At 60.2% G+C, this 26,708-nt stretch carries 25 protein-coding genes, 1 tRNA gene and 1 pseudogene; 9 read left to right on the plus strand and 18 right to left on the minus strand.

The genetic code is table 11. From position 1 onward, the window contains the following. Window positions 1-27: 27 nt before the first annotated feature. The 7 genes from K6U75_13285 to K6U75_13315 form a co-directional block, all read right to left on the minus strand. The gene (locus tag K6U75_13285; GenBank protein ID MCL6476013.1) at window positions 28-630 is read right to left on the minus strand and encodes a sigma-70 family RNA polymerase sigma factor; all 603 of its coding nucleotides are present in this window, start codon (window positions 628-630) and stop codon (window positions 28-30) included. Between the two features lie 174 nt (window positions 631-804). After that, window positions 805-1,377, minus strand: a complete 573-nt coding sequence (locus K6U75_13290; protein ID MCL6476014.1) for a peptidylprolyl isomerase — start codon at window positions 1,375-1,377, stop codon at window positions 805-807. 23 nt (window positions 1,378-1,400) lie between these two features. After that, window positions 1,401-2,414: an iron-containing alcohol dehydrogenase gene (locus tag K6U75_13295; GenBank protein MCL6476015.1), complete on the minus strand. Its 1,014-nt coding sequence runs from the start codon at window positions 2,412-2,414 to the stop codon at window positions 1,401-1,403. Beyond that, a complete protein-coding gene (locus tag K6U75_13300; protein MCL6476016.1) occupies window positions 2,404-3,288 on the minus strand; it encodes a N(4)-(beta-N-acetylglucosaminyl)-L-asparaginase in 885 nt (294 codons plus the stop codon). Before K6U75_13300 ends, K6U75_13295 begins: the two co-directional genes overlap by 11 nt. Then, a complete protein-coding gene (gene rfaE2, locus K6U75_13305; protein ID MCL6476017.1) occupies window positions 3,285-3,797 on the minus strand; it encodes a D-glycero-beta-D-manno-heptose 1-phosphate adenylyltransferase in 513 nt (170 codons plus the stop codon). Before rfaE2 ends, K6U75_13300 begins: the two co-directional genes overlap by 4 nt. Window position 3,798: 1 nt before the next feature. Further along, on the minus strand, window positions 3,799-5,832 hold the full coding sequence (locus K6U75_13310; protein ID MCL6476018.1) for a hypothetical protein: 2,034 nt from the start codon (window positions 5,830-5,832) through the stop codon (window positions 3,799-3,801). A 128-nt stretch (window positions 5,833-5,960) separates the two neighbouring features. Beyond that, entirely contained in the window at window positions 5,961-6,809 is an 849-nt protein-coding gene (locus K6U75_13315; GenBank protein MCL6476019.1) for a Gfo/Idh/MocA family oxidoreductase, read from the minus strand. Between the two features lie 154 nt (window positions 6,810-6,963). Here K6U75_13315 and K6U75_13320 point away from each other — a divergent pair, with 154 nt between their 5' ends. After that, window positions 6,964-7,509, plus strand: a complete 546-nt coding sequence (locus tag K6U75_13320) for a MarR family transcriptional regulator (GenBank protein ID MCL6476020.1) — start codon at window positions 6,964-6,966, stop codon at window positions 7,507-7,509. Between the two features lie 7 nt (window positions 7,510-7,516). Beyond that, on the plus strand, window positions 7,517-8,674 hold the full coding sequence (nifS, locus tag K6U75_13325) for a cysteine desulfurase NifS (protein ID MCL6476021.1): 1,158 nt from the start codon (window positions 7,517-7,519) through the stop codon (window positions 8,672-8,674). Here the strand turns inward: nifS and K6U75_13330 are convergent. Next, complete coding sequence (locus tag K6U75_13330) at window positions 8,657-9,031, minus strand: nucleotidyltransferase domain-containing protein (GenBank protein MCL6476022.1); 375 nt, start codon at window positions 9,029-9,031, stop codon at window positions 8,657-8,659. The genes nifS and K6U75_13330 overlap by 18 nt on opposite strands. Window positions 9,032-9,054: 23 nt before the next feature. Next, entirely contained in the window at window positions 9,055-10,140 is a 1,086-nt protein-coding gene (gene prfA / locus K6U75_13335; protein MCL6476023.1) for a peptide chain release factor 1, read from the minus strand. Window positions 10,141-10,304: 164 nt separating this feature from the next. Here prfA and K6U75_13340 point away from each other — a divergent pair, with 164 nt between their 5' ends. Then, window positions 10,305-10,715: a tetratricopeptide repeat protein gene (locus K6U75_13340; GenBank protein MCL6476024.1), complete on the plus strand. Its 411-nt coding sequence runs from the start codon at window positions 10,305-10,307 to the stop codon at window positions 10,713-10,715. Here K6U75_13340 and K6U75_13345 read toward each other — a convergent pair. The 9 genes and pseudogenes from K6U75_13345 to K6U75_13385 form a co-directional block, all read right to left on the minus strand. After that, a complete protein-coding gene (locus tag K6U75_13345) occupies window positions 10,697-11,464 on the minus strand; it encodes an rRNA pseudouridine synthase (protein MCL6476025.1) in 768 nt (255 codons plus the stop codon). The genes K6U75_13340 and K6U75_13345 overlap by 19 nt on opposite strands. Window positions 11,465-11,469: 5 nt before the next feature. Then, complete coding sequence (locus K6U75_13350) at window positions 11,470-11,751, minus strand: ferrous iron transport protein A (GenBank protein ID MCL6476026.1); 282 nt, start codon at window positions 11,749-11,751, stop codon at window positions 11,470-11,472. Window positions 11,752-11,757: 6 nt separating this feature from the next. Then, on the minus strand, window positions 11,758-11,958 hold the full coding sequence (locus K6U75_13355; protein MCL6476027.1) for a hypothetical protein: 201 nt from the start codon (window positions 11,956-11,958) through the stop codon (window positions 11,758-11,760). Further along, a pseudogene (gene feoB / locus K6U75_13360) lies at window positions 11,955-13,917 on the minus strand (ferrous iron transport protein B). Before feoB ends, K6U75_13355 begins: the two are co-directional and overlap by 4 nt. Beyond that, the gene (locus K6U75_13365; GenBank protein MCL6476028.1) at window positions 13,914-14,627 is read right to left on the minus strand and encodes a metal-dependent transcriptional regulator; all 714 of its coding nucleotides are present in this window, start codon (window positions 14,625-14,627) and stop codon (window positions 13,914-13,916) included. Before K6U75_13365 ends, feoB begins: the two are co-directional and overlap by 4 nt. An 87-nt stretch (window positions 14,628-14,714) precedes the next feature. Further along, window positions 14,715-16,097, minus strand: a complete 1,383-nt coding sequence (gene mnmE, locus K6U75_13370) for a tRNA uridine-5-carboxymethylaminomethyl(34) synthesis GTPase MnmE (GenBank protein ID MCL6476029.1) — start codon at window positions 16,095-16,097, stop codon at window positions 14,715-14,717. Between the two features lie 23 nt (window positions 16,098-16,120). Next, a tRNA-Ser gene (locus K6U75_13375) sits at window positions 16,121-16,213 on the minus strand. Between the two features lie 65 nt (window positions 16,214-16,278). Continuing rightward, window positions 16,279-18,168, minus strand: a complete 1,890-nt coding sequence (locus K6U75_13380; GenBank protein ID MCL6476030.1) for a hypothetical protein — start codon at window positions 18,166-18,168, stop codon at window positions 16,279-16,281. Further along, window positions 18,161-19,168, minus strand: coding sequence for a D-glycero-beta-D-manno-heptose-7-phosphate kinase (locus K6U75_13385; GenBank protein MCL6476031.1), 1,008 nt, complete (start codon window positions 19,166-19,168; stop codon window positions 18,161-18,163). Before K6U75_13385 ends, K6U75_13380 begins: the two co-directional genes overlap by 8 nt. 166 nt (window positions 19,169-19,334) lie before the next feature. Here K6U75_13385 and cas6 point away from each other — a divergent pair, with 166 nt between their 5' ends. Genes cas6 through csm5 form a run of 6 tightly spaced genes read left to right on the plus strand, consistent with a single transcriptional unit; the run spans window position 19,335 to window position 26,263 of the window. Next, entirely contained in the window at window positions 19,335-20,318 is a 984-nt protein-coding gene (gene cas6, locus K6U75_13390; GenBank protein MCL6476032.1) for a CRISPR system precrRNA processing endoribonuclease RAMP protein Cas6, read from the plus strand. Then, window positions 20,311-22,722: a type III-A CRISPR-associated protein Cas10/Csm1 gene (cas10, locus tag K6U75_13395; GenBank protein ID MCL6476033.1), complete on the plus strand. Its 2,412-nt coding sequence runs from the start codon at window positions 20,311-20,313 to the stop codon at window positions 22,720-22,722. Before cas6 ends, cas10 begins: the two co-directional genes overlap by 8 nt. A 5-nt stretch (window positions 22,723-22,727) precedes the next feature. Further along, window positions 22,728-23,147, plus strand: coding sequence for a type III-A CRISPR-associated protein Csm2 (gene csm2, locus K6U75_13400; protein MCL6476034.1), 420 nt, complete (start codon window positions 22,728-22,730; stop codon window positions 23,145-23,147). Between the two features lie 17 nt (window positions 23,148-23,164). Beyond that, window positions 23,165-24,034, plus strand: a complete 870-nt coding sequence (csm3, locus tag K6U75_13405) for a type III-A CRISPR-associated RAMP protein Csm3 (protein MCL6476035.1) — start codon at window positions 23,165-23,167, stop codon at window positions 24,032-24,034. A gap of 4 nt (window positions 24,035-24,038) precedes the next feature. Then, window positions 24,039-25,079, plus strand: a complete 1,041-nt coding sequence (locus tag K6U75_13410; GenBank protein ID MCL6476036.1) for a hypothetical protein — start codon at window positions 24,039-24,041, stop codon at window positions 25,077-25,079. Further along, window positions 25,076-26,263: a type III-A CRISPR-associated RAMP protein Csm5 gene (csm5, locus tag K6U75_13415; protein MCL6476037.1), complete on the plus strand. Its 1,188-nt coding sequence runs from the start codon at window positions 25,076-25,078 to the stop codon at window positions 26,261-26,263. Before K6U75_13410 ends, csm5 begins: the two co-directional genes overlap by 4 nt. Window positions 26,264-26,708 lie beyond the last annotated feature (445 nt).

A 26,708-nucleotide genomic window follows, 5' to 3' on the forward strand; every position in this document is an offset into this window, starting at 1 on the left:
AATACTTGCATTTCATCTGATTTTTGGTCACCCACTGCGTGCTTTTTCCGCCAGAGCCTTTTCCAGCTTGGTTCTCACTCGAGTGAGGCGTTTGTGCACGGCGGTCTTGCTGAGGTTGAGCCTTTGGGCGATTTCCCGTTCAGTAAGCTCTTCCTGGTAGTGCCAGAGTATTAACTGGCGTTCCTGATCGGAGAGTGAGCGGAGTAGAGTCTGCAGGTCACAGCGGTCCTCGCATTGCTGGAAGGGCTTTTGCCATTCAGGGTCTACCGGCTCTATTGGTTCTCCGGTGTCCCCATCACATCGCAGAGGCGTTGTGCTGACGCTCCATCGCCAGGCGAGACGGTGTTCCTGGCGAATCGCCTGTACTGCCCTGAGGAAGGCGTATACGGGGAAGGAGACGTTTGCGTTCGGTTTGTAGGAAAGAAATGCGTTCCATACTGCCATCGAGGCTATCGATTCGCACTCTTCCCGCCAGTAGGCTGTTTCATAACCGGGTGGAGTCTTCCACCTCTGCGTTCGGCGCAAGGCATGCTGCGCAATCTGCCTCAACTGGGGAAGCATCCGCGTGTACTCCTTTTTTTCCTCCTCGCCTCGAGGCAGAGGGGACGTGTCTTGTGGAGATTCTTTCATGGCTCTCCTCCTCAACATTCAGATACGCAAAATACCTGGGGATTACCTGTTTATCGGTAGGGGAAACAGGTGGATTTTTGAAAAATGCGCTCCGCCGCCTCCCCGGAAAAGAGGTCGCGACCGAGCGCGTTTCTTCAGCGCTCGTCGGCTCGCGCGGAGCGCTTGCTCTGAAGGTTACAGCTGTGGCCTGGTATTGGAAATGGTAACCTCTCTCATGATGTCGTACTGCTGGATTTTGCGCACCACTTCCATGCCCTGAACCACCTTGCCGAATACCGCGTAGTCGCCGTCCAGCTGGTGTTGAGGACCCAGACAGATGTAGAACTGACTGCCTGCACTGTTCTTATCATCGCCCTTGCGTGCCATTGCGACCGCGCCGTCCTCGTGTTTGAGTCCGGTTTCCTCAAACGGGATGGTGTAGCCGGGTCCGCCGGTTCCGTTGCCGTTGGGGTCGCCGCCCTGTACCACGAAGTCGGGCACAACGCGATGGAACGTCAATCCGTTGTAGAAGCCCTGCTTTGCCAGCTTGATGAAGTTGCCGGCGGTATTCGGGGCTTTCTCCAGGTTGAGCTCGATCACGAATTTGCCTTTGCCCTCTACGTCCACGATAGCATAGGCGACCTTACCGGGTGGCGCAGGCGCAGCGGGTGCCTGCGTTGCCTCCTCTTGCTTGGGCGCCATGGCAGCCTCTCCAGAGGGTGTCTCTTTCTTAGTGCAGCCGACAAGACTGCACGCGATAGCCGCCATCAAGGCGAGTGCCCAGGTAGTTTTCATCTCGAACCTCCCTCTCCGAGTGTGGTCACTATACGGTACATCTCTAACGCCTGCTCTTTGTTCAAGGGACGGAGGTTAAGGACACTGTATGCCAGTCCATCGCTCTCTACGTATGCTTTTGCCGTGACGAGGCTGTGGACAACCGCTTCCTCGGACAGTCCTATCTCTTCCGGACGATAGCGTATGCCCAGACGACGGACGAGGCCAGCGACCCACTCCAGGCGGTTCTGTTGTAGCTGCGCCATGAACAGCACACCGAGACTGACCAGCTCCCCGTGCACGTAAGCGCGTGGGTACAGGTGTTCCACGTTGTAAGTCCAGAAGTGCTCCGAACCCTCTTCCGGTCGGCTGCTACCCGCAAGGCGACACAGGCGCACTTCTTCCGCATATAACTCCACGAGTGTGCGAATGCCTGTTTCTGTGACACGACGAATGTCGTCTGCCGCCTGAGCCAGCGTGTCGAGCAGTGCCCGACTTTTTGTCGCAATGGTTTCGTCGTATGAGTCCGCACCCGCTACCGCTGCGGCACGCCAGTCCCAAAGGGCAGTGTGTATCGACAGGATGTCGCCTGCGCCAGCGCGGTTGAGCGATGGAGGTGCCGTTTGAATCAGCGAAAAGTCTATCAACACCTGTTGAGCATACACTTCGCCGAGATAGTGTACGCGGCCATCGCGTCGAACCGCGATGGACTCTGTGAGAAAGGCGTCCACTGAGATGACTGACGGCGCCAGATAGAGAGGTACGTTCCGCATCCACGCGATGTATTTGGCAGTATCTATTGCCACCCCGCCGCCGATGCCCAATATCGCACCGGCAGGAGGTAGGCTCTCCGCGATATGTACGAGATGGGATTCCTCCAGCGAAGTGGCTTCCACCAGATATGCCTCCGCACCCGACAGAAGCGAGGCAATAGTTTCACGCAGCGGGGGCGCTACCAGAACGAGCCAGCCCTTATGTGCAGGAAGACCATCGGGGATGAGTTGCTTTCCGTAGACGATTTCAGGTTCCATCGGGAGACAATGCCTCTATCTCTTCTAATCGCAAACGGTGTCCGTCGTGCAGGGCGTATGGGAACTTTGCGTAGCTGGCGGAGACGCCGAAATTGCCGTCTGCTCGTATTGCCAGCACCGCAGCGTGCGGTGGTACGCCGTTTTCATCGGGGCGTTTACGCATCAGATAACGGATCGCCTTGTCGCAGGCCTCCTGTGCGCTCATGCCCTGTTCCATGAAGAAAACCACACGGGCGCACAGCGCCACGCGGCTAATCTCGTCCCCGTTGCCAGTGGCAACCGCCGCGCCGACCTGCTCATCAGCATACAATCCAGCCCCAACGATGGGGCTGTCGCCGACACGTCCGGGATATTTCCATTTCAGCCCTGATGTGGAGCAACCGACTACGATGGTATCCGGTGTCCAGATAATCATACCGACCGTGTCGTGGTTGTCCTCTACATCGGCGGGAGGAGCCTGTGTTTCGCGCCACCGCAGCCACTGTTGGGAAGCTTCTGGGGAAAGCGTTTCCTCCTCGGCAAAGCCCTGTTCGCGGGCGAACTCCGCTGCGCCTTCGCCGACCAGCAACGCATGGGGTAACACCTCCATCACCCGCCGCGCCACCGAGATGGGACGACGAAAGCCGCGAAGGGCGGCGACCGCTCCAGAGCGATGTCCACGAGCGTCCATGATGGCGGCGTCCAGCTCCACGTAGCCCGCACGGTTGGGTAAACCGCCATAGCCGACAGACTGCACGCTCGTGTCCAGTTCGACAGCGTTGATACCCGTTTCGAGAGCGTCGAGGGCGGAAGATCCCAGCTCCAGCATGTGGAAAGCACGTTCTACCGCCAGTTTACCGAAATTCCAAGTGGCAGTGAGCAGTACCTGGCTCATACCATCTCTTCCTCCCGCTCAGTCAGTGCCCGCACCACGCGCTCGACCAGTCGGGTGGTAGACCGCCCCTGAACCAGGGTAACCGTTACGACCTGTCCCCCGTATGAGCGCACGAGAGGAGCTTCCACAATACTATCGGGCCTGTAGTCACCGCCCTTCACGTAAATTTCCGGACGCAACAGGTCGATAACCGCCTCGGCAGTCAACTCCTCGTAAACAGTAACGTAATCCACACTCTCCAGCGCAGCCAGCATTTCAGCGCGCTCGTCCTGTGTGACGAACGGACGAGGACTGCCTTTCAGCTGGCGTACCGAATCGTCACTGTTGATGGCTACCACTAGGTAATCACCTAATTCGCGTGCTTCCTGCAGGTAGCGGATGTGTCCTATGTGCAGAATGTCGAAACATCCGTTGGTGAACACGCATCGTTCACCGCGATGGCGACGTTGATCTACAATCTGCGCCAGTTCGCGCTGTTCTTTGATTTTGTCAGCAGCTCTGCGTAGCAACCTAAATCTCCTCCAGGTACATTTCTGTAGCACGGACGATGCGGTCAAACCACCCACCGGATGGGTCAACCAGCGGTATCCACCAGAAGGTGGGGCGATGGTCAGTGTGTACGAGCCCTTCTGAGACCAGGATGGCCTGTCGCACCAGCTCCATTTTGCGCAGTTCCGCCTGTCGTTCGATCTCTGCCACCCTCTGGCGGGCCCGCTGGTTCTGCTCACCACGCTCCAGCAGCTGGCGCTGAGGTTTCAAGCGGGCGACCTCTGCCCGGGCTTCAGCTATCCATTCGCGCCGTTGCTGCAGTTCTCTGTCGAAGCTCTTGCGAGCCTCCTCGTGGCGACGAATCTCCTCGTGGATACGTTCTACTTCCGGTCCGGTGGTGATGTCCCGTTGCGCCAGCTCCCACAGCCTCTCTTTCAGGGGCATGATGGTCTGCCGATAGTTTTCGCCTTTTGCCCGCTCAATCCTCTGGTACTCCTGTTTCCACTGTTCTATCTGTCCGTAGAGAGCGTGGATACGCTGGTGAATCTCTTCCGCCTGTCGGCGCAGGTCGCGCAGCAGGCTCATGTGCCTGTCATACTCCTCGCGCAGAGCGCGCCATTGTTCGCCCTCTCGCTCCGAAAGGAACTCCAGCACCTCACGCGGACTGGTCAGCTGGCGAATCGTTTCCAGCAATGCCTTTTGTTCAGCTACCACCTCGCGCCAGCGGAAGGAGAACTCGTTGGTGCATATCTGACGCTTGCCGAAGGCGTTTGCCAGATGGTCGGGCAGGTTGAGCGTTGCGCATATCTCGCCACCCATGGTGTCCCATGTGGGGTAGACCAGCCTCAGGATGGGATGGAGGTTCCACTCGACGCCGTGCTCGCGCAGATACTGGTTCATCTTTCGCGTGCGCCAGATGTAAGGCGAACCGCCTTCGTTCATCACGAACAAGAACTCCCGCGCCAGCATGGAGACCAGTGTCACCGCTTTGCCTACCAGAGTAACGCCCGAATCAAAGTGCTGCTGGAGCACCTGAGCGAGTTCTGCAACGGAGTGTGCAGGTCGCTCCAGAGGAATGGTGATGGGGTCTTCGGTTTCGATAACCAGCCATCTATCGGTAATGCGAACGGTTCCACGTCCGCGCTGGGGAACAATCAGGTCAAACGGGATGGCGCCCTCCCCAAAACGTTCCAGCGTGTAGATTTCGGAGTCCGCCACTGCGAGATTGTACGCCTCTTCCGCGACGGCACGGGTCTGAGGATTCAGGAAGATGTCCGCCAGCTGGAAGCGAGGCAGGCTGGAGGTTTCGGGAGACAGTTTCAACAGATTTGCAGAACAGTTTGTGGTGACGTTGTCCACAGGCGCGCCGAGCATGGCAAAGAAACGGGGGAACAACCATTGATATAGCGCGCTCAAACACTGGTCCGGATACTGTCTGGCGAACTCATTGATCCAGTCGAGAATCCGGTCTGCCACTGCGACGCGGGCTTTCTCGCGATGCTCCGGGGATAGCATCTTCAGGCTCTCCTCAAAGCCCCACTGCAAGAGCTCCAGCAGTGGCTCCTTCACATGGTTCAGGCAGACCTCATGCACGATCACGGAACGATATCCGGTGTGAACGAGCCCACGCCAGCCCCATGCTTCGGTCATACGGTCTGTAAATGTTTGCTCGCCGTCGGGATGCCATTTAGCCACCTTGTCGAACGCCACACCAGCGTTCACGTATCGCTGGCGGGTGGGAATCACCTCCGCGCCGAACAGACAGGATAACTCACCAGCAGCGGACCACAGGTCGCGCGTTGTCCCGTCGTTGTGCGGCAGTGTGATGATTTCACGGTCGGTCTGGACGGTGCGAGGGAGTTTTGCGAAATAGTCCGTGCAGTGCACGCACAGCAAGAAAGGAAAGCGAAAGCCTGCCTCTTGCGCCAGGCGGTTAAGCACTGCTTTCATCGGCTCGTCCCAGAAAACGGTTTGTCCGAGAGCGAGGAGGGTGGCGTTAGGATAGCGTTCCTGCAGTTCAGACAACACTTTCGTGACGGATGGATGCATATTCATTACGAAGTCTCCCATCATTTTCCGTTGGCGACAATAACAGCGTTATGATTATAGTCTATCCAGAGGGGCACAGGCAAGGGTCTTGTGGAGGGAGTACTCCCCTCTCTGCGCAGGAGAGGGGAGGATACTTACAGAGTTACCCACGCGCCTCCCTCTTGCTGGGAGCGATTGCTGGCATCCAGAATGCGCACCACTTCGAGTGCTTCCTGGGGCGACACTGGCGATTGCGTCGTCTTAAAAAACTGCACTGCCATTTTCATCAGGTTCAGGTAGAAGCCGTTATAGTCTTTGACGGTCTCCACGTGGTAGGTGTTGCCGACCTTTGCACCAAAGACCCAGGGGAACACGTTCCACATGTTTTCGCAGTCATGCACTTCCACCATGGCGCGTCGTCCATCCGCGTACTCGATGGCGAGGAACCGGCTGGCTGGTGTACCGACATCAGCCACTCGCGTTGCGCCGGTGCCCATCAGCCCCACGATGAGCGCGACCGTATGCACGCCGTAACCCATCCACTCGCCCATGCCGCGCGCGAAGGCTTCGGAAATGGTGCCGCCGAGCTGAGGGCGCATGGCTTCCAGTTCCACGGCGAACCGCAGGGCACTGGAAGAGGTGATCGGCGTGCCATACTGCTGTGCCATCTGCACGATTTTCTCAGCGTCGGGCAGGATGGGGGAGAGCAACTTGTCGATGAAAGTCGGTTTGCCTGCAGGCAGCACCTGTTCACACAACGCGAGGTGGTCTGCCAGATTATCCGGCGCCAGCACCATGATGACGTCTGCGGATTCTATTACCTCCGCAATGGAGCCTTTGCGCTCCACACCATTTTTGGCGCACCAGTCCTCTCCTGTTGGATGGCTTTCCCATGCAGCAACCACCCGCACATCCTCGCTGGCAAGGTCTTCATGGAGCAGCTTCAGGAAGGTATTCGCGTGAAAGTTGTTCAGGTGATGGTCTACAAAGCCAATTTTCAGCATATCGTCCTCCGGTTCTGTTTTTTCGGGCAGTTTCCAACTTCTGCGTTGCTGGAACACCCTCCTGCTGAGGTTATTCAATCCGTTTGCACAAGTGAACTGGTTTTGATATACTTTATCTAGAGTAAGCAAAATCACGGAAGCGGGTGAACACGCGATGGGAAAAGCAGAAAGGGATTACGAGTACGCGGTGCGTGTGTCCAGCCTGTTCGCACAAATCATGACCAAGAGCCTGAGCGAGCGGCTGGTTGCGGAGTTAACCCATGAGGAAATCACCCTGCCGCAGTTACAGGCGATGCGCTATATCTGGCTGCATCGCAACGCGACGGTTGGCGAGGTGGCAGAGGGGCTGGATATCAGCTATCCCTCGGCAACCAACATGCTGAACCGGCTTGTTCGCAAGGGATTGGTGACGCGGCATGGTAACCCCGCCGACAGACGTTTCGTGGAGGTTCAGCTTACCGAAAAAGGTGAGCGTCTGACGCGCCAGGTTGAGGAAGAGCGGACGGCCCGTCTGAAGCAGGTACTGGATGAAATGTCGCCAGAGGAGCGGCAAGCGCTGATCGAGGGGCTCACGGCGTTTATCCTCACGGCGGTGGCAAACGACAAGCAGATGATTGAGGAAATCTGCCTGCGCTGTGGGGTTCAGGCAAACGGCAAGTGCCCGATTAGCGAGACGTATCCTGCTGTTGGTTGTCGGTAGTCCTCCGATGCAGTTACCGGTCTATCTGGACCATTCGGCGACAACGCCCGTGGCATCGGAAGTGCTGCAGGCGATGCTACCGTTCTTGGAGCGCGCTTATGGGAACCCGTCTGCTATCTACACGTTAGGGCAGGAAGCGCGAGAGGCGGTCGAGCGCGCCCGCGAGCAGGTTGCCAGACTGGTCAACGCCGATGCCGACGAAGTGTTCTTCACCAGCGGCGGCACCGAAAGTGACAACTGGGCAATCAAAGGTGTTGCGCGGGCATGGGGTGAACGCAAGAATCACCTGATTACCACTCCCATTGAACATCATGCGGTACTGGAGGCGTGCGAAGCGTTGCGCGAGATGGGCTGGGAGATTACTTTTGTGCCTGTGGATGGCACCGGGCTGGTAGACCCCGACGATGTACGCCGTGCTATCACACCGCGCACAGGGCTTATCACGGTCATGCACGCCAACAACGAAGTGGGCACTGTCGAACCCATTGCAGAGATCGGTGCTATAGCCCGCGGGCACGGTATACCGTTCCATACCGACGCTGTACAAACGGTGGGCAGGGTACCGGTGGATATCGAAGTGCTGAACGCCGACCTGCTCACTATTTCCGCGCACAAGCTGTACGGGCCTAAAGGAGTGGGCGCGCTCATCGTTCGTCGCGGTACGCCGATACGGCCTTTGCTGGACGGCGGCGGTCAGGAGCGTGGGCGGCGCGGCGGGACCTACAACGTGCCGGGCATTGTGGGGCTGGGAGCAGCCGCAGAGCGGGCGATGCGTACTGGCGCTGAAGAGACGGAGCGCATTCGCTCTCTGAGAGACCGGCTGGTGGCGGGTATCATGGAGCGCGTGCCCGATGCTATCCTGACAGGACATCCGGTACAACGGCTACCCAACAACGCCCACATCGCCTTTGCCGACGTGGAGGGCGAGTCGTTGGTGTTGTCGCTGGATGCGGTGGGTATCTACTGCTCGGCAGGGGCGGCCTGTTCATCGGGAGACGCTGAGCCTTCGCATGTGCTGGTGGCGATGGGCATTGAGCCCCGTCTGATCGAGGGTTCGGTGCGATTTACTTTGGGCAAGGATAACACGGAAGAACAGATAGACTACACGATTGAGCAGGTAGCAAGGGCGGTGCAAAAGCTTCGCTCGCTACGGGTTCGGGCGTAGTTCGGCGGGAGGTTCACCCCACACGGAGATGCTGTCTTTCAGCATCGCCTGCCAGGTAGACCATACCGATTGAAACTCCTCCTCGGTCAGTACCTGCGGCTCCAAACCGCGCAGTCCGAAGGTGCGCTTGACAATAGCGAAGGCGTCGTCGCGCGGTGTGCCAGCGTAAACTACCAGAACGTCGATATCGCTGAAGGCAGTGTAGTTACCCCTGGCATATGAGCCGAACAACACCACCCAGCGCACCGGCAGGTTCTGTAGCAGCTGAGGTATTCTGGCGCGGAGTAACTCCAGTACCTCTTCTCGGGTATACTCAGGCGAGAAGACCTTCACGGAACTCGAGGATGGCTTGCGCATAGTCGGCTCTGCGCTGCGTTCCATTATCCTGCTCGAACCAGTTCCTCATCGGCGACCGCCTGCTGGAGTTTGCGCGCCTGATCCTCGGCGATGAGCGCGTCCACGAAGGGCTGAATGTCGCCGTCCAGTATCTCCTGAAGGTTATAGATGGTCAGTCCGATACGGTGGTCGGTCACACGCCCCTGCGGATAGTTGTAGGTGCGGATTTTCTCACTGCGGTCTCCTGTGCCGACCTGCGATTTGCGGGTGGCGGAGCGCTCGGCTTCCAGTTGCTGCCGTTGAAGGTCATAGAGGCGCGTGCGTAGCATACGCAAGGCTTTTTCGCGGTTCTGCAGCTGGGATCGTTCGTCCTGACACGTGACCACGATGCCCGTCGGTTTATGCAGGATGCGCACGGCGGTTTCGTTCTTCTGCATGTGCTGTCCGCCGGCACTGCCTGCGCGGAAGGTGTCTATTTCCAGGTCTTCGGGATTAATCTCCACCTCCACCTCTTCCGCTTCAGGGAGAACGGCAACGGTGGCAGCGGATGTATGGATGCGTCCGCTACTCTCGGTAACGGGTACTCGCTGTACCCGATGCACGCCGCTTTCGTATTTCAGCGCACTGTACGCCCCCTTGCCTTCGATGAGCATGACGATTTCCTTATACCCGCCGATGCCCGTTTCCTGGACATCCAGAATCTCATACTTCCAGCCGCGGCGCTCGGCGTAGCGCATGTACATCCTCGCCAGCTCTGCAGCAAACAGAGCGGCCTCCTCCCCGCCTGTACCGGCGCGGATTTCCAGGAGCACGTTGCGCTCGTCGTTAGGGTCTTTGGGCAGGAGCATGAGTCGCAGCTGATGCTCCTGTTGTTCGCGCAGCTCTTTGAGCGTGTTCAGCTCCTCCTGCGCGAGGTCGTGCATCTCCGGGTCGTCCAGCAGAGCTTCTGCCTCCTCGATGCGCTTTAGCGTGGTTCTGTATTCGCGAAACGCCTGCACCAGCGGTTCCAGCTCAGCGTGCGCTTTGCCCAGCCTTTGCAGCTCCTTCGGGTCAGAAGCAACTTGCGGGTCGGCAAGAGCCTGTTCTATCTGTTCGAAACGCTTTTCAACCTCTTCCAGGCGCGATAACACGGGTGATACTCTCCTCCTTCCGCAACAGAATTATATCCTGAAAGGGGGAGAGATGCAAAGTCTGTCGACTCATCGGCACGGAGCACGTATAATGGATTACACCAGTAACCTTTCGCCTGTTGCGCATGTCGATACTGATGAAATGCAGTGTAGGGGGTGACGTCATGGCAGACGCTCAGCAATGGCTGGAAGAGGGAATGGAACTGTTCAAGCAGGGGCGTTACGAAGAGTGCATCGAGCGCATGTACTGGGTGCTTCAGAAAGATGCACAGCACTATACGGCATGGTTTTATGTGGGGGCGGCGTACGCTCAGATGCATGACTACGAGAACGCCGCCCATGCTTTTTTCAAAGCAGCCGAGATACAACCCGATTCCTACCGGGCGCACTACAACCTTGGCGCGGCTTACGAAGCACTGGGTTCCTATATGGAAGCCGAAATGGAATACGAGCAGGCGCTGCAGCTGAATCCCGAATATGAGAACGCGAAAAAGGGTCTCATGCGGCTGCGCCAGCTGCATCGGGAGACCTACCGGAAGTCGCCGTGGGACCAGCCTCAGCAGCCACAGGTTTGAGCAGGTAACTCAACAGCGCGGTAGAGTTCGGCAACCTCTTCTGCGGTGAGGTATCTCCAGGCACCAACCGGCAAGTTGCGCAAGGTGAGCGGTCCGAACCGCTCGCGGTGCAGGCGCACAACCGGATGTCCGACCGCCTGACACATGCGCTTGACCTGTCGCTTGCGCCCTTCGTGGATGGTCAGGCGAAGAAGGGTCGTCTTGCGGTCGGTGAGGTAGCGTACTTTCTGCACCTGCGCCGGGGCAGTGATGCCGTCTTCCAGCTGAACGCCTTTCTTCAGACGACAGATGGCTTCCTCTCCGGCCTCTCCGCGTACCTCCACCAGATAGGTCTTCGGTACGCCGTAGCGTGGGTGCATCAGGCGGTGAGCAAGGTCGCCATCGTCGGTAAGAAGCAGCGCACCTGTGGTATCCGCGTCCAGACGCCCGACGGGAAATACAGGCGCGCTAACCCCCTGCAGCAGGTCCGTCACCGTGCACGTGGCATGTGGGTCGCGGCGGGTGGTCATCACGCCTGCAGGCTTGTGCAGAAGGATGTAGGTGTGCTGTTTCGGCAGTTGTAGCCGCTTGCCGTCTACCTCGATGACGTCGGATTGGGGATTTGCCCGTGTGCCCAGCTGGGTGACCACCTGTCCGTTCAGGCGCACTCGCCCCTGCAGGATAAGCTGTTCACACGCCCGTCGCGAGCCATAGCCCGCCTGCGCCAGGATTTTCTGCAAACGCTGCAACTGATTGCTCATGTTCTGCATGTGAACTACGTTTCGGTATCGGGTTCCACGCGTACGGCTTTCGCGAGATGGTGGTCTATGGCAATCTGTGTGAAGCCGATTTGCAATACGTAGACTGGGAAACGTTGAACCACTTTCACACGGACACCTGGTACCACGCCCAAAGCCAGCAGCTTCTGTGCGATGGTATGGTCATGCAGTCGCAGCTCGCGCACGGTGCCCGCTTCACCCACGCGCAGGGCAGTCAGCGGGAGAGTATCTTCAGCGGACTCCTCCGGATGTCCACGCTGGCGGTGGCGTTTGCGCATGGACTATTACCTCTTGCGTGTGTCCGCTTCGGTGGCACGTCGCGCCCGCCAGCGGCGTAACCACTGTACCACTGCAGGCTCTTGAGGTTGCTCATAGCCACAACGCGGACATTTGGTCAGATGGCACCCGCTGAACAGTCCGCAGCCCCGGCAAACCTGGGCTGCCTCTTCCTGCTCGTAGGTGTAACCGCAGAAAGCACATTTCATAGCTGCACTCCGAGTGACTGCAGTATCAGATTCATCAACGTTCCCACTGTGATGGCAAAGAGAAAGATGATGGCGGAAATCGCCAGGGCTGTTTTCAGACCCCGCTCTTTCTTCATCATGAGAAACTGCGCGATACAGGGCAGGAACAGGGTCAGCGTGACAGCGCTTACCAGCAGCTGGCGTCCGCTCAGCGCGCCGTGCTCCTGCAGGTGGTAAAGCCCGGCCGCACCGTAGTCGCGCCGGAAGAAGCCGAACAGGAAAGCAGAAGCCGCCTCGTCGGGCAAGCCCATCAGATGCACCACCGGCGTGAGCGCACGCAGGGCGAGGTCAAAAAGCCCTGTCATTTGTCCGAGCCAGATAACCACGCTCGCGAAGATGAAGAGAGGAAACACCTCGCGCAGGTACCAGTGCATTCGGGCGTAGGTTTTGGTGAGTACGTTAGAAAGTATCGGCAGGCGCATCGGCGGGATTTCGATGTAGAAGGTCGCTGGGGTGCCCGGCAACACTCGCGCCGTCAGCCAGCCAATGAACAGGAAGACACTAACCAGCGTTGCCGTCCATATCAACAGCGCGCCTGGGTGCGATGCCAGCAGCGCCATAATCACTCCCAGCTGCGCCGAGCAGGGGATAGCCAGCGCCAGCAGGAAGGTAGCAATGAGCCGTTCACGCGGGGTTTCCAGAATGCGCGTAACCATCGTTGCCATTGTGTCGCAGCCGAAACCCAGCACCATTGGGATGACCGCGCGTCCGTTCAACCCAATCTTTTTGAACAGTCGGTCGATCAGCATCGCCAGGCGGGGAAAGTAGCCGCTGTCCTCCAGTATCGAGAACATCAGGAAGAATGTGCCCACAATGGGCAGAATGAGAGCGACCGCATAGGTGATTCCCAGTGTGAAGATGCCGTACTCCCCAACGAACAGTTCCTGAACAGGTACGAAGGGGATGATTGCTTTAACCCAGTGCGTGATGAACGGATTGATGTAGTTACCGAACAGCCCGTTCTCCAGCAGGTCCACCAGCGTGCCTCCGCCGAACACGCCCACAAACTGATACAGACCGTAGTAGAGCACCAGTAGCAGGATGGGGATGCCGGTGAGGGGTTGCATACAGACCCTGCCCACCCATTCAGCCAGACCGCTGCTTGTTGTGGAAGGATGTCGCACCACTTCATGGGCGATAGAATGGGCAAGGCTCTGGCGGTGAGCGAGTATCACCATGCTGAGCGGTTCGCGATAGTGTTCCTGCGCTCGCCGAATATGCTCGGCGATGGCAGCGAAGCGCTCCTCGCCCTCCCGCTGGCGCACCAGTTCCTCTATCTCTTCGTCATACTGTAACAGCAGCAGGGCGACGGCTCGTCGGCTGAGGTTGTAACCCTCGCTCAGCAGAGCCTCGATGGCATCGGCTGCTTCTTCAATCGGCTGGGGATAGGCGATAACTCTGTCCGCCGGAAAGATACTCGCTGACAATGTGCTTCAACTCCTCGATGCCTCGTCCTGAAATCAGCGAGGCAGGTATCACCGGAATGCCCAATCGCTTTGCCAGTGCATGGTGGTCGATGTGCAGATGCAGTCTTTCTGCCTCGTCCATCATATTCAGCAACAGGACGACCGGCAGACCGGCTTCCAGCAACTGCAGGGTCAGCGATAGCATCCGGTTCAGGTTTTTGGCATCCACGACATGAACCACCACGTTCGGACGTTCCTTGAGCAACAGGGCACGTGCTACCCGCTCCTCCTCGGTAATTGGGGAGAGGGAGTACATGCCCGGCGTGTCGATGACCTCGCAGGTAATGTTGCCAATCCGTGCCTGCCCACGTGCGACTTCCACTGTGGTGCCCGGATAGTTAGAGACCACCACGTATCTACCGGTCAATCGATTGAAAAGCACGCTCTTGCCCACGTTGGGGTTTCCCACCAGCACCACGCGGGCATGGGTGGTTTGCGATGGCTGGGCGTTCATTTTGCCTCCCTCACCCACACATATCGGGCGACTTCCGGGCCAATGGTGTGCTGCATGCCGTCCACGTTAATCTGGATCAAGCCATCAAAAGGCGTGCGGTTCATTACCTCTACCTGCGCCCCTGGCACCAGTTGTAGCTGCTCTATATATTCCAGAAATTCGCGCCGTTCGTCGGTGATTTTTATCACCAGCAACTCCATTCCTGCTTCAGCATCGCTCAGCCGCCACGAACCATCGTCTACCGTGGGGTCAATCGGATTACCGTGTGGGCATGTGGAAGGATAATTCAGCGCAGCCGCTATCTTGTCGGCAATTTCGGGCGCGATGTAGTGCTCCAGCTTGCAGGCGAAATCGTGAACATCGTTCCATGGTAAGCCGATGATGTCCGTTAACAGCCGTTCCGTGAGCCGGTGGATGCGAAGGAGTCCCTGCGCAAGGTTTCGTCCCTCTTCGGTGAGAAGGATACCCCGATACGGCGTATGTTCTACAAACCCCAGCTCCGCGAGCCGCTTGAGCATAATACTCGCGGATGCAGGCGACACCCCCATGTATTGCGCCACTTCGTTCGTCGCCACCCGCCCGACTTCTTCCTGCAGGCGGTATATGCCCTCGATGTATTCCTGTATGGTTTCGTTGACCTGTCCCTCGCGCGTTGCATTCGGACGGCACACTTCAGGTACTCTGAGCTGAATGGCTGTACGGCTGCGCACTTCTTTTGCCTTTCCTTTCAAATTTTTGTCCCGCTAAAATTATACATCAGGGTTCGTCTAGACATGAAGTAGATATTCGTGCACGTTTTATTTTCCGATACAAAAATCGCTGAAGATTCGCTCCACGATGTCTTCGGTGGCTGTATCCCCCGTGATTAGTCCCAAAGCATCGATGGCTGCGCGAAGGTCCACCGCGATGAACTCAGCCGGTATGCCCTCTTGCGAGCTCCGCTGTGCGCGCTGGAGGCTTTCCATTGCCGTCTGTAAGGCAATCTGGTGTCGCTCGCCGGTGACAATCGCTCCTTCAGGCATCAGCCAATCACTGCCGAGCAGCTGTTCAGCGATAGCGTCGAGCAGCTCATGCAGTTTCCAGCCGGTGAGTGCACTGACGGTTAACACGCGAGCGGCGTACTGCTTTTCCAGTTGCCGGCGAAGTGCCGCAAGAGCCTCTTCCGGCAGCAAATCGCACTTGTTCCACACCAGCAGGGTACGTTCGGAGGGAAGGCGCGCGAGCAGGTGTTTATCCTCGTCGGTGAATCCTTCCGGTGCGGAGAGCAGGAATAGTATCAGGTCGGCGTCCCGCAGGGATCGGTGCGTGCGCTCCACCCCGAACCGTTCCACCGCATCTTCGGTTTCACGCAAGCCGGCAGTGTCCCACAGCTGCGCGGGGATGCCGTGTATCTGGATGCTTTCCCGGATGACGTCGCGGGTGGTTCCCGGGATGTCGGTGACGATGGCGCGTTCTTCACCCAGCAGGGCGTTCAGCAGGCTGGACTTGCCCACGTTCGGCCGACCGACAATGACCACCGTCGCCCCTTCGCGGGTGAGCCGTCCGTAGCGGGCGGTGGAAAGCAGTTTCTGGCAGCGCGCAATCAACTGCTGCAGCTGTTCGCTCAGGTAGTCGTAATCCATTTCACCAAGGTCGTCTGAGAAGTCGAGGTAAGCTTCCACCAGCGCGAGTATCCCCACCAGTTCATCGCGGATGGCATGGATGGCTCTGGATAGCTCCCCTTCGTGCTGGCGGATGGCGAGGCGCTGTGCGCTCTCGGTGCGCGCGCGAACGAGGTCGGCGACCGCTTCCGCCTGTGCGAGGTCCAGCCGTCCGTTCAGGAAGGCGCGGAGAGTAAACTCCCCGGGTTGGGCGAGGCGTGCGCCCTGCTGCACAGTCAGCCTCAGCACACGCCGCAACAGCACCGTTCCCCCGTGACAGCTGAACTCCACCACATCTTCGCCCGTGTAGCTGCGCGGGGCGCGGAAGGTGAGCAGCAGCGCGCGGTCGATGTGTTCGCCCGTGTCGGGGTCTACGACCGTGCCCACGTAGATGCGATGGCTTTGCACTTCTGCAGGAATGGGTCGAAACACCTTTCGCGCGATGTCGAACGCCTGCGCGCCGCTGACACGCACGATCCCGATGCCGCCTTCACCGGGCGGGGTGGCGATAGCGGAGATAGTGTCGGTTGCAGGTAGCATGGCGGAACCTCGAGGCACAAAAGTGGCGGAGCGGGTGGGATTCGAACCCACGAGGCACGTTTTGCGCGCCCACACGCTCTCCAGGCGTGCGCCTTAGACCACTCGGCCACCGCTCCCCGCAAAAGCATTATATCATATTTGCATCGCCCTCACAAACGAGTGAATCGTGAAGGATATGGCATCAAGAGCGCACCATTAGGGTCGCCGGGTAGTTGGAACCCGCCAGGGGCATGGTGCGGATGGTAATGGTGCGCTTCTGCCCGGGTTGCAAGCGGATGCGTGTGATAGAAAACTCCTTCGGAGGGAGCGCGCGTTGCACGCCGAGCACCTCGCCGCCGATGGCGAACACAGCGCCTGCCTCGCCGCCGCTGGGCTCGAAAGCCAGTTCGACAGCGCGCACCTTGTCGGTCGGGTTGACCAGCTCCACACGCACCTCATAGACGACCCCATAGTTGCCGTCCAGCTTGCGTTGCTGAGTGTGATTGCGCACCGCTTGCTCGCCAATGCGGATGAACTGCCAGCGTTGCCCAACCACGTAAGTAGCGGTCAACACTTTGTGACTGGTGAGGTAGATGTGTTCGGTGCTGGCAGCGTGCTGTCGCTCTTCAGGCGTGAGCGGACGAGGAGGCAGGAAACCCCAAACCATCGTCGTACCCGCGAGCGGTACCGGCTGGTTCTGATACGCCTGCATTGCCACTTTCAGCACGCATGGAGCCGGTGGTTGTACGCCCTCTATCGGCAGCAGGCGCAACTGAAGTACCCCGCTGGCTGTATCCAGCGGGCGTATCTTTTGCGTCAGCAATACCACCTTACTCTGCGGTGGGATGGTGACGGTATGTCCCATGTTATTCATCAGGGCACGCAGGAACAGTTCGCCCGCAACGTAACCCACGCGGACAGTGTCGCGGAAGGGGGTGCTTGCCGCACCCATGACGTGTGCGACGCGCGGGGTGTCGGTGGGGTTCAGCAGCTCGATCTGCAGCAGGCCGTCCTGCGCCATGCCGTTCATGTGGTGGTAGAGTAATCGCGCTCCCTGTGCTTCGGTAACCTCACCGGCGAACAGTGTTTGCGGTCTCTGCACCCGTTCGGGGTCGTTGCTGATCATAAGAAGTACCGGCTCGTTAGATGTCAGTGGGCGGTTTACCACGCTGACCTTCACTTCTTGCTCGCGCGGGATATAGCCCGGGCCGCTGGTACGCACCTGCACGCTCGCGGTGGCAGACTGCCCCACATCGGGTATGCCGCCCAGCCGGATGGGGGAAGACATCTGCACCTGTGCTCCCGGTTCCAGCTGTGCCGCGCGCACAATCGCAGACTCCACCGCCTGCCTGATGAAGCTGGCAGGCAGACCGATTCCCGTAACCACCACCGGTTCGTTTAGTTTGACATCGCCTGCATACTTACGGACAGTGACCATAAGCGGTACCGACAGTTCCCCAACGGAGACAAGTACCTGCTCACGCCCCACCGCACGTCCGGTAACGCGCAAGGTGCGTCCATCGCCGACCACCGCCGGGTCCGCTATGCCGTCGTCCGGCGTACCTGTAGGGGCAACGACCACCGTTCCCTCCAGCCAGCCGTTCACGCGCACGGTGCGCGACTCGCCCAGCGGCACCAGCAGTTCGCTGGTGCTGAGACTCAGCGGAGGGATGGCGAGGCAGTGTCGGAGTGAACTCGCCCATGATTGAGCCAGACGGAGAGGCGTTGTTCCGGCGGCGCGTGCGTCGGCTCGGGTAGCATAGAGCAATACGCCGCCACCCATCGTTACCGCTGCCCGCCGTCGTTCGGTTTTCACACCGACATGTTGTGCGCCCAATCCTCGCGCGACGGCGGCTTGCAGTCGCTCTGCGGCGATTTGCGCTCTCCGCTCCGGTGGGAGCTCGCCGTTGGCGACGCGAACGCGGATGGCTATGGTGCGGTTGACTATCAGCGTACTTCCCTGCACCTCCACACGCGGCAAAACCTGCGCGTGCGCGGTGGTTGCTGTCACCAGCAGAAACAGCAATGTGGTCATCCACGCGCGAATATTCTCCTGTACCATCACCATCTCCTCAGAACGTTTATCAATCATAATGATTCTCGGCAAGGAGGCGCAGAATCTCGTCGCGCTGGGGGGGAACCACCCCCACATGGCGCACCACGCTTCCTGCCGCCGCGTTCGCCAGACGGGCGGCGGTGCGCCAGTCCGCGCCAGCTGCCAGCGCACAGGTAAGTGTGGCAATGACCGTATCGCCTGCGCCTGCGGTATCGTATACCTCCACCGGCATGGCAGGCACGTGTAACGTGGGAGAGTCTTCTGTAGAGAGCAGTATGCCCTGTGCGCCCAGTGTGATTGCCAGTGCCTGTAAGCCCAGCATTTCCCGCCACTCGCGCGCTGCAGAGGTTATCTGGGGCAGCTCCTGCAACTCCGTGCCGTTGCCCAGGCTGCTGGCAAACGCCTGCGCTTCAAGCAGGTTAATAGATGCCAGTTTGGCACCGCGCAGGTGGCGCAGGAGAGGGGGTTTGGGATTTGCCATCACCGGCACATCGGCGGTTGCACACCGTGCTATCACCTCGCGCACCAGTGATGGCGTCAACACCCCTTTCTGGTAATCCGAAAGCACCACCGCACTGGCACGTGGCAGAACGGTCTCCAGCCTGCGCAACATCTCCCCCCGTATGGCTTCCGAAAGGGGATGTCGTTGTTCCCTGTCCAGACGTATCACCTGCTGGCTGTGGGCGATGACGCGCGTCTTGCTGGTGGTGATGCGTGAGGCATCCACCAGAATACCCCTCACATCCGCACCGCTCTCCGCCAGACGAGCGGTCAAGGTGCGACCCTTCTCATCATCGCCCACTACGCCAAACACACTCGCCTGCGCGCCCAGCGCAAGCAGGTTGTTCACCACATTCGCGGCTCCGCCCGGCACGAAGCTCTCTGAAGTCCACTCCACCACGGGTACCGGAGCCTCCGGCGAGATACGCCGCACGATGCCGAACACATACTCGTCCAGCATCAGGTCGCCGATAACGATAAGCCGCAGCTCCTGAAAGCGTTGCAGGATATCCTGATACTGCGCGACAGATACCACCTCTCTCCTCGCCTGTCTACAACCTGTTGTCCGACCATTCGCCGCGTGAAGGGCGAATCCCTGCCGCCCATGCGATGGACACCATATAGTCGCCATCGCTGACAAAAAGACAGGATAAACCGTATGGTGTAGCCAAATGGATTATGATCTCTCCGGAGGGTGCGAGATGCTGGACAGTTTTCGCGTGGCACGATATCGGTTTACACTGGATTGCCTCTCTCCCATCGAGTTCCGCACATTTGCGGGTTCCACCTTGCGCGGGGCGTTCGGCAGTGTCTTCCGCCGGCTGGTGTGCATCACACGCGCACCGACCTGCGAGGGATGCCTTCTTCGTCATCAGTGCGCCTACGGATATGTGTTTGAGACAGCCCCCGCGCCGGATTCCCAGCGGTTGCGCCATTATGACACGGTACCTCGTCCCTACGTGTTCGATGCACCTGCGGGCGATAGCCTTGCCGTTGCCGAGGGAGAACAGCTGGAGTTCGGGTTAACGTTGATTGGGCGGGCAGTGGATTACTTTGCTTACTTCGTGTTCACCGCGCAGAAGCTGGAGGAAAGCGGGCTTGGGGCGGGGCGGCAGGAAGGCAAAGGACGGTTTCGGCTGACGCAGGTGGAGGCGCAGCGAGCCGACGGTCAGTGGGTGTCCGTTTTCCGTGCGGATCAGGGGTTGGACATGCTGCGGGTACCGTTGATTATGGGGAAGGACCTGGTGGCGCGGGCGCAAGGCTTGTCACCGCACCGTTTGCATGTCCACTTTCTCAGCCCGACGCGACTCCGCTTCGAAGGCAAGCTGACCGACGAGGTGGAGTTTCATCATCTGGTGCGGGCGATGTTGCACCGCCTCTCAGGTCTGCTGTACTTCCACTGCAGTGCAGAACCCAGCTGGGATTTTAGTGGCTTGATTACGTTAGCGCAGCACGTACGCACCGTTCAGAAACGCATCCAGTGGGTGGAGCAGGAACGCTATTCGCGGCGGCAGCGTCGCCGTCTACCGATGGGCGGATTCATGGGGGAGATGACCGTCGAAGGCAATTTGGAACCTTTCCTGCCGCTGCTGGTAGCGGCGGAGTATGTGCACCTTGGCAAGGGCACTGTGATGGGTCTGGGCAAGATACGCATCGTGAGTGAGGAGGGAAGCGAGCATGACTGAGACCGAGATGGACCTGTGTCTGGCTGCGCTATTGCACGACGCGGGCAAGGTCAGCCAGCGTTTCGGGGGCGACTATCGCCAGAAGCACGCCGCGATGAGTCAGGACTTCGTGCGTTCGCTGTCAGGCTATCTGGGCGAGGAACGCGCCCGGCGGGTGGCAACGCTGGCGGGTGCACACCACGATACTCCCACCACCCGTCAGCAGAAGCTGCTGCATGTGGCGGACAAGCTGGCGGCGATGGAAAGGCAGAGCGAGCCGCGCGAGCGTCTCGACAGCGACGAAGCCGCGCTGGTGTCGGTGGCAAGCCGCGTGGAGTTTCGCGCTGACAGGGGAGAAGACCGCTACCACCCGCTGGAACCGCTGGACGAGGAACTGAGCGCGCTTTTTCCATCGTCGGATAGCCGCGTGCAGGCGGGAGCCTATCAGCAGTTGTGGCAGGACTTTGTACAGGAGGTCAACGCACTGCCGCCGTTCCACCCGATGCATCTGCATACGCTGCTTTCGCTTATCCGCAAGTACTGGGCGTTTGTACCGTCGGCGACGCCGTGGGAATGGGTTCCAATCCGCACCGTTCCCGACGTGTCGCTGTACGACCACACGAAGGTAGTTACCGCCATCGCCGCGTGCCTGATGAAGCTGGACGCGCAGAGCCTGCCCGACGCGCGACTGGACCAGATCATCACGCTGCTGCGGCAGTTCGCGCAGGAGGGGGTACCGGATGTGGTAGAACAGGTGGAACGCGGGCGCGCCCCGCTAGCGCGGTTTGTGCGCATCGATATCGGGGGTATCCAGTCCTTCATCTTCCGTATCGCGCGTCCTGAATCAGACACCGGAGGCGTCGCGCGGCTGCTGCGGGGAAGGTCGTTCTTTGTGGCGATGCTGGCGCACGCGCTGGCAGAGCAGGTCATTCGCGTTTGCGATGTGACCCCTGCCAACATCCTCTTCTGCGGGGGAGGAACCATCGACCTGCTGTTGCCCGCAACGGAGAGTGCGCTGACCGCTGTGCGCCAGACCCTTCAGGAAGTCCGCAAGTATCTGCTGGAAACCAGTGGCGGGCTATTGAGCCTGCAGGCGGCGGTGATAGACCTTTGGGCGCACGATTTCGGCAACTTTGGCGACATATATATCCGGGTAGCGGAGAGACTTACCGAGGAGAAGACGCGCCGCAGCTGGAGCCTGATTCAGGAGATGGGCGAACGCCTCTTCATCTCCGAGCAGGCGATGCCGCACCCGTGTCCGTCCTGCCAGATTCTTCCGTCGCCGCAGGGGGCGCTGTGTCCCGAATGCCAGATGCATCAGCGAATCGGCGCGAAACTGCCCGATACGCACAGCCTCGCCTTCGTGTGGGAGCCTGCGCAGGCACACGATACCGCGCTGACGTTCCCACCGCTGAACATGCAGGTGCGCCTGCTGAACGCGCAGGAGCGCGAACAGCTAGTACAATCGCCCCCGGCGGGCGACGTGCTGCTGGTGCGCCTGAACAGCCCCGACGACTTCATCTCGCCGTGTCCGGCAGACGCCGCTATCGGCTTCCGCTTCCAGTTCGTGGCGAACCGCGTGCCGACCTGCGGTGGCGTCCTCATCCCGTTCGAGCCGATGGCGGAGCTGGGCGAGGGCGCGGCGCGGCTGGGCGTGCTGAAGATGGACGTGGACTACCTCGGCGCGGTGTTCGGCATGGGAGTCGAGCCTCCCACCATCAGCCGCCTCGCCACGCTGAGCAGCGCGTTCGAAGCCTTTTTTGGCGGGTGGCTGAACCACCTGTGCCTGCAGGTCAGCGAGGAATGGGCGCAAAGCCTGCCACGCCCGCCGAAGGTAGATGCCACCTCGGGCGCGTTCTACACGCTGTACGCGGGCGGCGACGACGTGTTCGTTATCGGTCCGTGGGAGGCGACCATCCGTCTGGCGCAGGCAGTGAACGACGACTTTCACCGCTTCGTGGGCGAGAACCCGAACCTCACGCTGTCCGGCGCGGTGGTGTGTGTGAAGCCGAAGTTCCCTGTGCCGCGCTTTGCCGAGCTGGCGGAAGAAGACCTCGCCCGCGCCAAACGGGGCACCGATACAAACCCCCTGTCGCGCGGCGACCACGTGTGCCTGTTCGATACCGTCGTCTCGTGGCAGGAGGGGCAGCAGCTGGTGGCGTTCGCCAAGGACCTGTACCGCGCCGTACAGCACAGGCAGGTGGCGAAGGGGTTCGTCTACTTCCTGCTGCGTTTGCACGAGGAGTTCTTCCGCGAACCGCAGCAGCCCAACCTGCAGTGGATACCCCGCTTCCATTACCAGTTGGCGCGGCGCGTGCCTCCCGAAGTGGTGCAACAACTGCGCCTTCTGGAGCGCATCCCTCGCGCCATGCCTAACATCCGAATACCTGTCTCTATCGTCAGTCTCAAGATGAGGGAGGATTGAACACCATGAACAAACCAGAAAAACCCAACATCCAACAGGTCATCGACCGCATCAAACGGCTCAACCGCCTGAGCGAGCTGGACGTGAGGGAGTTCGCCCTGGAGGGGGGACTGGCGGACCAGGTGGTGCAGGCTATCGGAACCGCCAGCCTGAAGCCCACCCAGCTGCGCAAGGTGTTCCACACGCTGAAAACGATGCAGCGGGATGTAGACCGAGCGAACCGCTCTGACCCGTTCGACAGCGCGAAACTGCTTCAGCTGATGCCCACACTGGCGTACGCGGTGGGCAGGGAGCTCATCCCGAAAGACTTTTACCAGCTCCTGCGGGAGGTGTTTAAACCGGAACGCCTGCCTACCAACGCCGATTTCCTGAGGGCGTTCGAGTTCGTGGAAGCCATTCTCGCCTATCACAAGTACCGCTCATGAGGGAAGGAGGAGACACGATGAATCAACCAGCACTGGAAGGCAAGTACATCATCAGCGTGCAGCTGGAGGCGGTCACGGGACTGCACATCGGGGGCAGCACCACCGGCTTCGAGATTGGTGGGGTGGATAACCCCGTCATCCGCGACCCGCTCACCGACGAACCCTACATCCCCGGCTCCTCGCTGAAGGGCAAACTGCGCCACCTTACCGAATGGAGTTTGGGGCTGATCGACCGACACCCCAAGCACAAGGTGTACGGCGCGTACCACTGCAGTGAACTGGGGCAACCGCGCCCCAGCAACAACGGCGCAGAACGCTGGGACAAAGCCTACCTCGTGGGCAGGCTGTTTGGCGTGGCGTCGGACGATTCACAGGTACGGCAGACCGCCGGTCCCACCCGCCTGACGGTGCGCGATGCCTTTCTGGTGGAAAGCGCACGCAAGGAGATGCAGCAGATACTGGGGGAGGGTATCTTTACCGAGCTGAAGACCGAGAACTTCCTCGACCGCATCACCTCGGAGGCGAACCCGCGCACGATGGAGCGCGTGCCCGCGGGCGCGCGGTTCTGGGTGCAGATGGTTCTCGACCGCTACGCGGGCGACGCCACCGACCTGTTGAGGCAGCTGTTGGCGGCCATGCGCCTGCTGGAGGACAGCTCGCTGGGGGGCAGCGGCTCGCGAGGCAGTGGGCGGGTGGCGTTCCGCCAGCTGCGCGTCATCTGGCGCGGGCTGGACTACTACCTGCAGGGCGCGCCCGAGCAGACGCTGTTCCCCAACGGCGAGATGAACGACGAGGAGAAAAAACAGGCGGCAGCCACGCCCCTCCGCTTCCTGCAGAACAACGGGGCGTTCGAGCGATTCTTCGGCAAACGGACGGAAGGAGGGTAGCCCCATGCCCGGCGTTTGCGTGAAGATGACCCCGTGCGGGGCGGTGACGGGCACACCGCCGCCGTCTCCCACGCTGTTCAGCGCGCTGTGCTGGGCAACGGCGGTGCTGTACGGGCACAGCGAAGCGCAGGCGATGGCGGAGGAACTCACCTGCACCGGCGCGTTCCCTCTACTGCAAGCCGACGACGCGTGCCTGCGCTTCTATCCCATGCCCGTACTCGCCCTGCCCGTCCACCGCCTGTCCGACCGCACACTGCCCAGTAAACAGCGGGTGACCCGCAGCCTCAGCCAAGTCAAGCGGCTGAAAGGGGCGCAGTATCTCAGCGAGAGCCTGTTCGTCCAGTTCGTGCGGGGCGAGTGGAACGCCGACAGGCTGTTGCAGGAGATGGAGGCAGAGCGTCTGGTGCTGCGCGGCAGCTGCCTGTTACCCCGTGAGGAGGCGCAGCAGTTCGGACTGGGGCGGGGCAGTCGCGCCCTGCTGACCACTAAGGACATCACCCATAACGAGATCGACCGCTGGACGCTGGCGGTGGTGGAGGGCAGGCTGTTCCTGCGGGAGGCGACCTTCTTCGCGCCGCAGATGGGGCTGTGGTTCGGCGTGCATGTCCAGTCGCAGAAGGGCATGGAACGTCTGCCCGCCCTGCTGCGCTTCCTCAGCGATACCGGCGTGGGCGGCGAGCGCACCTCGGGCAAAGGGCAGTTTCAGTTCCACCTGTGGGAGGTCGCCCCCGCGCCTCCTGACCCCCCGACGCCCCGCTCGTGGGTGAGCCTGAGCCACTACCTGCCCACCCCGCAGGAGCTGCAGGGCTGGAACACGCCGCCACGCTATCAGCTCATCCACTGGCAGGCGAAATACGAAGCAATGTATACGGGCGGACTGGCGGTATACAAACCCCTGCGCCGCCTGTTTGCGCCCGGCAGCGTGTTCCCCTTGACCCAGACGCAGGAGGTGTACGGACGCGCCGTGCCCTCCGGCGAGCGGCTGGGGCACACGGTGTGGGTGTGCGGGCGCGCGATACCCGCCTTCTCCGGAGGTGAAGCATGAAGCACGAAGTGTACACGGTGAACGTGCAGGTGCAAACCCCCGTGCATGTGGGCAGCGGCGAGACGGTCAACGCCCTCAGCTACCTGCGGGTGAAAGACATGCTGTACGTGATAGACGACAACCGCTGGCAACGGTGGTTGGAAGGGGCGAACGTCACCTCGCGCTTCCTGCAGTGGATGGATAGCGTGGCGCAGGTGCTGGGCACGCCGCAGCAGAGGCAGATGTCGCTGACGCGCTTCCTGACCGACAGCCTGCGCCGGCAGGACGTGGAGGCGGTGGCGAAGCAGGTGGCAGCATATTCACTGCGCATGGAGGAGTGCGGCGAGCCAGACGCCGTACGCGGCTTGAAGGCACACCTGCGCGACGCCCGTCGCTGCGCCTACCTGCCCGGTTCATCGCTCAAGGGGGCCATCCGCACCGCCCTGCTGGAAGACCTGCTGCTGGAGGATAACCGCCTGGAACGCTACCTGCAACAGCCCCTACAAGAGCGGTTGAAGACCGCAGCAGGCGACCGCCGACGCCTGAAGCGTGAGGTGCGCGACGTGTGGCAACAGATGGAGCAGGCTCTCCTTCGGGGCGGCAGGTCGAAAGCCAACTTCGACCTCCTGCGCTTCGTGATGGTGTCGGATGGCGAGCCTTTCGCGCACGAGCAGGTGAGCCTGCGTCTGGTGCGTTCGGAGGGGACGAACCGCCCCACTCACACATGGCTGGAGATGGTGCGCCCTGGAGCCAACACGCGCTTCACGCTGACGCTGGTGCCCGACGCCCCCCTGAAGCCGCTGGGGCTGGACGACGCGCTGGGCGAATACCTGTTGTGGCAGACGCTGTTCGAGGTGCTGTACGAGCGGGCGGAGCGCAGGTTGCAGCGTGAACTGCGGTATCCTTATCCTGCCGCGGTGAAGCAGGAGCTGCAGCGGTTGCAGTCGCTGAACCGCCGCGACACGCCCCTGCTGTGCGTGGGTTGGGGGCAGGGCTATCTGGGCACGACGGTGATGGGGCTGGTGCGCGACGACTTGCCGCAGGATTATGCGCAGATGGTACAGAATATGCGGGAGGCACTGCCGCGGCGGGGTCAGGGGGTTCAGCCTTCAAACTTCCCGAAGACGCGGCGGACGGTGCGCCAGCGTGACGAGCAGGCGGTCTGCACGCCTGGATGGGTGCAGTTGCATTTAAATGAGACGTAGAAAAAGCGTTTTAATGACAAAAAGTCGGGCGCGAACCTCGATTGATCACGGCTCAAGCGTGAGGTTCGCGGGTGGCGACGGCGGTCGAATCGCAAAACCCCGTGTTGCCAGCGGGCAACGCGGTGAGTTGTCTTGCACCTTGGCAAAATGTACTAACAAAAATGGGGCAAAATGTCGAATTTACCCCTGTTTTTGACATTGCAACGCCTGCCCCGACCAATAGGGGACTGAAACATAGATAAGCAAGCCCCACGGCGCAACGGGTATGAATTGCAACGCCTGCCCCGACCAATAGGGGATAGGACTTACGCCGTTGCGATAGGCACCTGACGGGCCATGCATTTTTCAACGACTGCGGACCCGATTTACTGTCATGCTGAAGTCTATGTTGTTTGTCAAGGGCTACCAGCCGCTACCCCCCCACAGCGGGCATATACTCAGACAC

The organism is Bacillota bacterium (assembly GCA_023511455.1).
Taxonomy (GTDB): Bacteria; Armatimonadota; HRBIN16; order HRBIN16; family HRBIN16; genus HRBIN16.

Bases quoted from the DNA above. Each gene is read 5' to 3' on its own strand.
- K6U75_13285 (MCL6476013.1), bottom strand. From the start codon at position 630: ATGAAAGAATCTCCACAAGACACGTCCCCTCTGCCTCGAGGCGAGGAG.
- K6U75_13290 (MCL6476014.1), bottom strand. From the start codon at position 1,377: ATGGCGGCTATCGCGTGCAGTCTTGTCGGCTGCACTAAGAAAGAGACA.
- K6U75_13295 (MCL6476015.1), bottom strand. From the start codon at position 2,414: ATGGAACCTGAAATCGTCTACGGAAAGCAACTCATCCCCGATGGTCTT.
- K6U75_13300 (MCL6476016.1), bottom strand. From the start codon at position 3,288: ATGAGCCAGGTACTGCTCACTGCCACTTGGAATTTCGGTAAACTGGCG.
- K6U75_13310 (MCL6476018.1), bottom strand. From the start codon at position 5,832: ATGAATATGCATCCATCCGTCACGAAAGTGTTGTCTGAACTGCAGGAA.
- K6U75_13315 (MCL6476019.1), bottom strand. From the start codon at position 6,809: ATGCTGAAAATTGGCTTTGTAGACCATCACCTGAACAACTTTCACGCG.
- K6U75_13320 (MCL6476020.1), top strand. From the start codon at position 6,964: ATGGGAAAAGCAGAAAGGGATTACGAGTACGCGGTGCGTGTGTCCAGC.
- nifS (MCL6476021.1), top strand. From the start codon at position 7,517: ATGCAGTTACCGGTCTATCTGGACCATTCGGCGACAACGCCCGTGGCA.
- K6U75_13330 (MCL6476022.1), bottom strand. From the start codon at position 9,031: ATGCGCAAGCCATCCTCGAGTTCCGTGAAGGTCTTCTCGCCTGAGTAT.
- K6U75_13340 (MCL6476024.1), top strand. From the start codon at position 10,305: ATGGCAGACGCTCAGCAATGGCTGGAAGAGGGAATGGAACTGTTCAAG.
- K6U75_13345 (MCL6476025.1), bottom strand. From the start codon at position 11,464: ATGCAGAACATGAGCAATCAGTTGCAGCGTTTGCAGAAAATCCTGGCG.
- K6U75_13350 (MCL6476026.1), bottom strand. From the start codon at position 11,751: ATGCGCAAACGCCACCGCCAGCGTGGACATCCGGAGGAGTCCGCTGAA.
- K6U75_13355 (MCL6476027.1), bottom strand. From the start codon at position 11,958: ATGAAATGTGCTTTCTGCGGTTACACCTACGAGCAGGAAGAGGCAGCC.
- mnmE (MCL6476029.1), bottom strand. From the start codon at position 16,097: ATGCTACCTGCAACCGACACTATCTCCGCTATCGCCACCCCGCCCGGT.
- K6U75_13380 (MCL6476030.1), bottom strand. From the start codon at position 18,168: ATGATTGATAAACGTTCTGAGGAGATGGTGATGGTACAGGAGAATATT.
- cas6 (MCL6476032.1), top strand. From the start codon at position 19,335: ATGCTGGACAGTTTTCGCGTGGCACGATATCGGTTTACACTGGATTGC.
- cas10 (MCL6476033.1), top strand. From the start codon at position 20,311: ATGACTGAGACCGAGATGGACCTGTGTCTGGCTGCGCTATTGCACGAC.
- csm2 (MCL6476034.1), top strand. From the start codon at position 22,728: ATGAACAAACCAGAAAAACCCAACATCCAACAGGTCATCGACCGCATC.
- csm3 (MCL6476035.1), top strand. From the start codon at position 23,165: ATGAATCAACCAGCACTGGAAGGCAAGTACATCATCAGCGTGCAGCTG.
- K6U75_13410 (MCL6476036.1), top strand. From the start codon at position 24,039: ATGCCCGGCGTTTGCGTGAAGATGACCCCGTGCGGGGCGGTGACGGGC.
- csm5 (MCL6476037.1), top strand. From the start codon at position 25,076: ATGAAGCACGAAGTGTACACGGTGAACGTGCAGGTGCAAACCCCCGTG.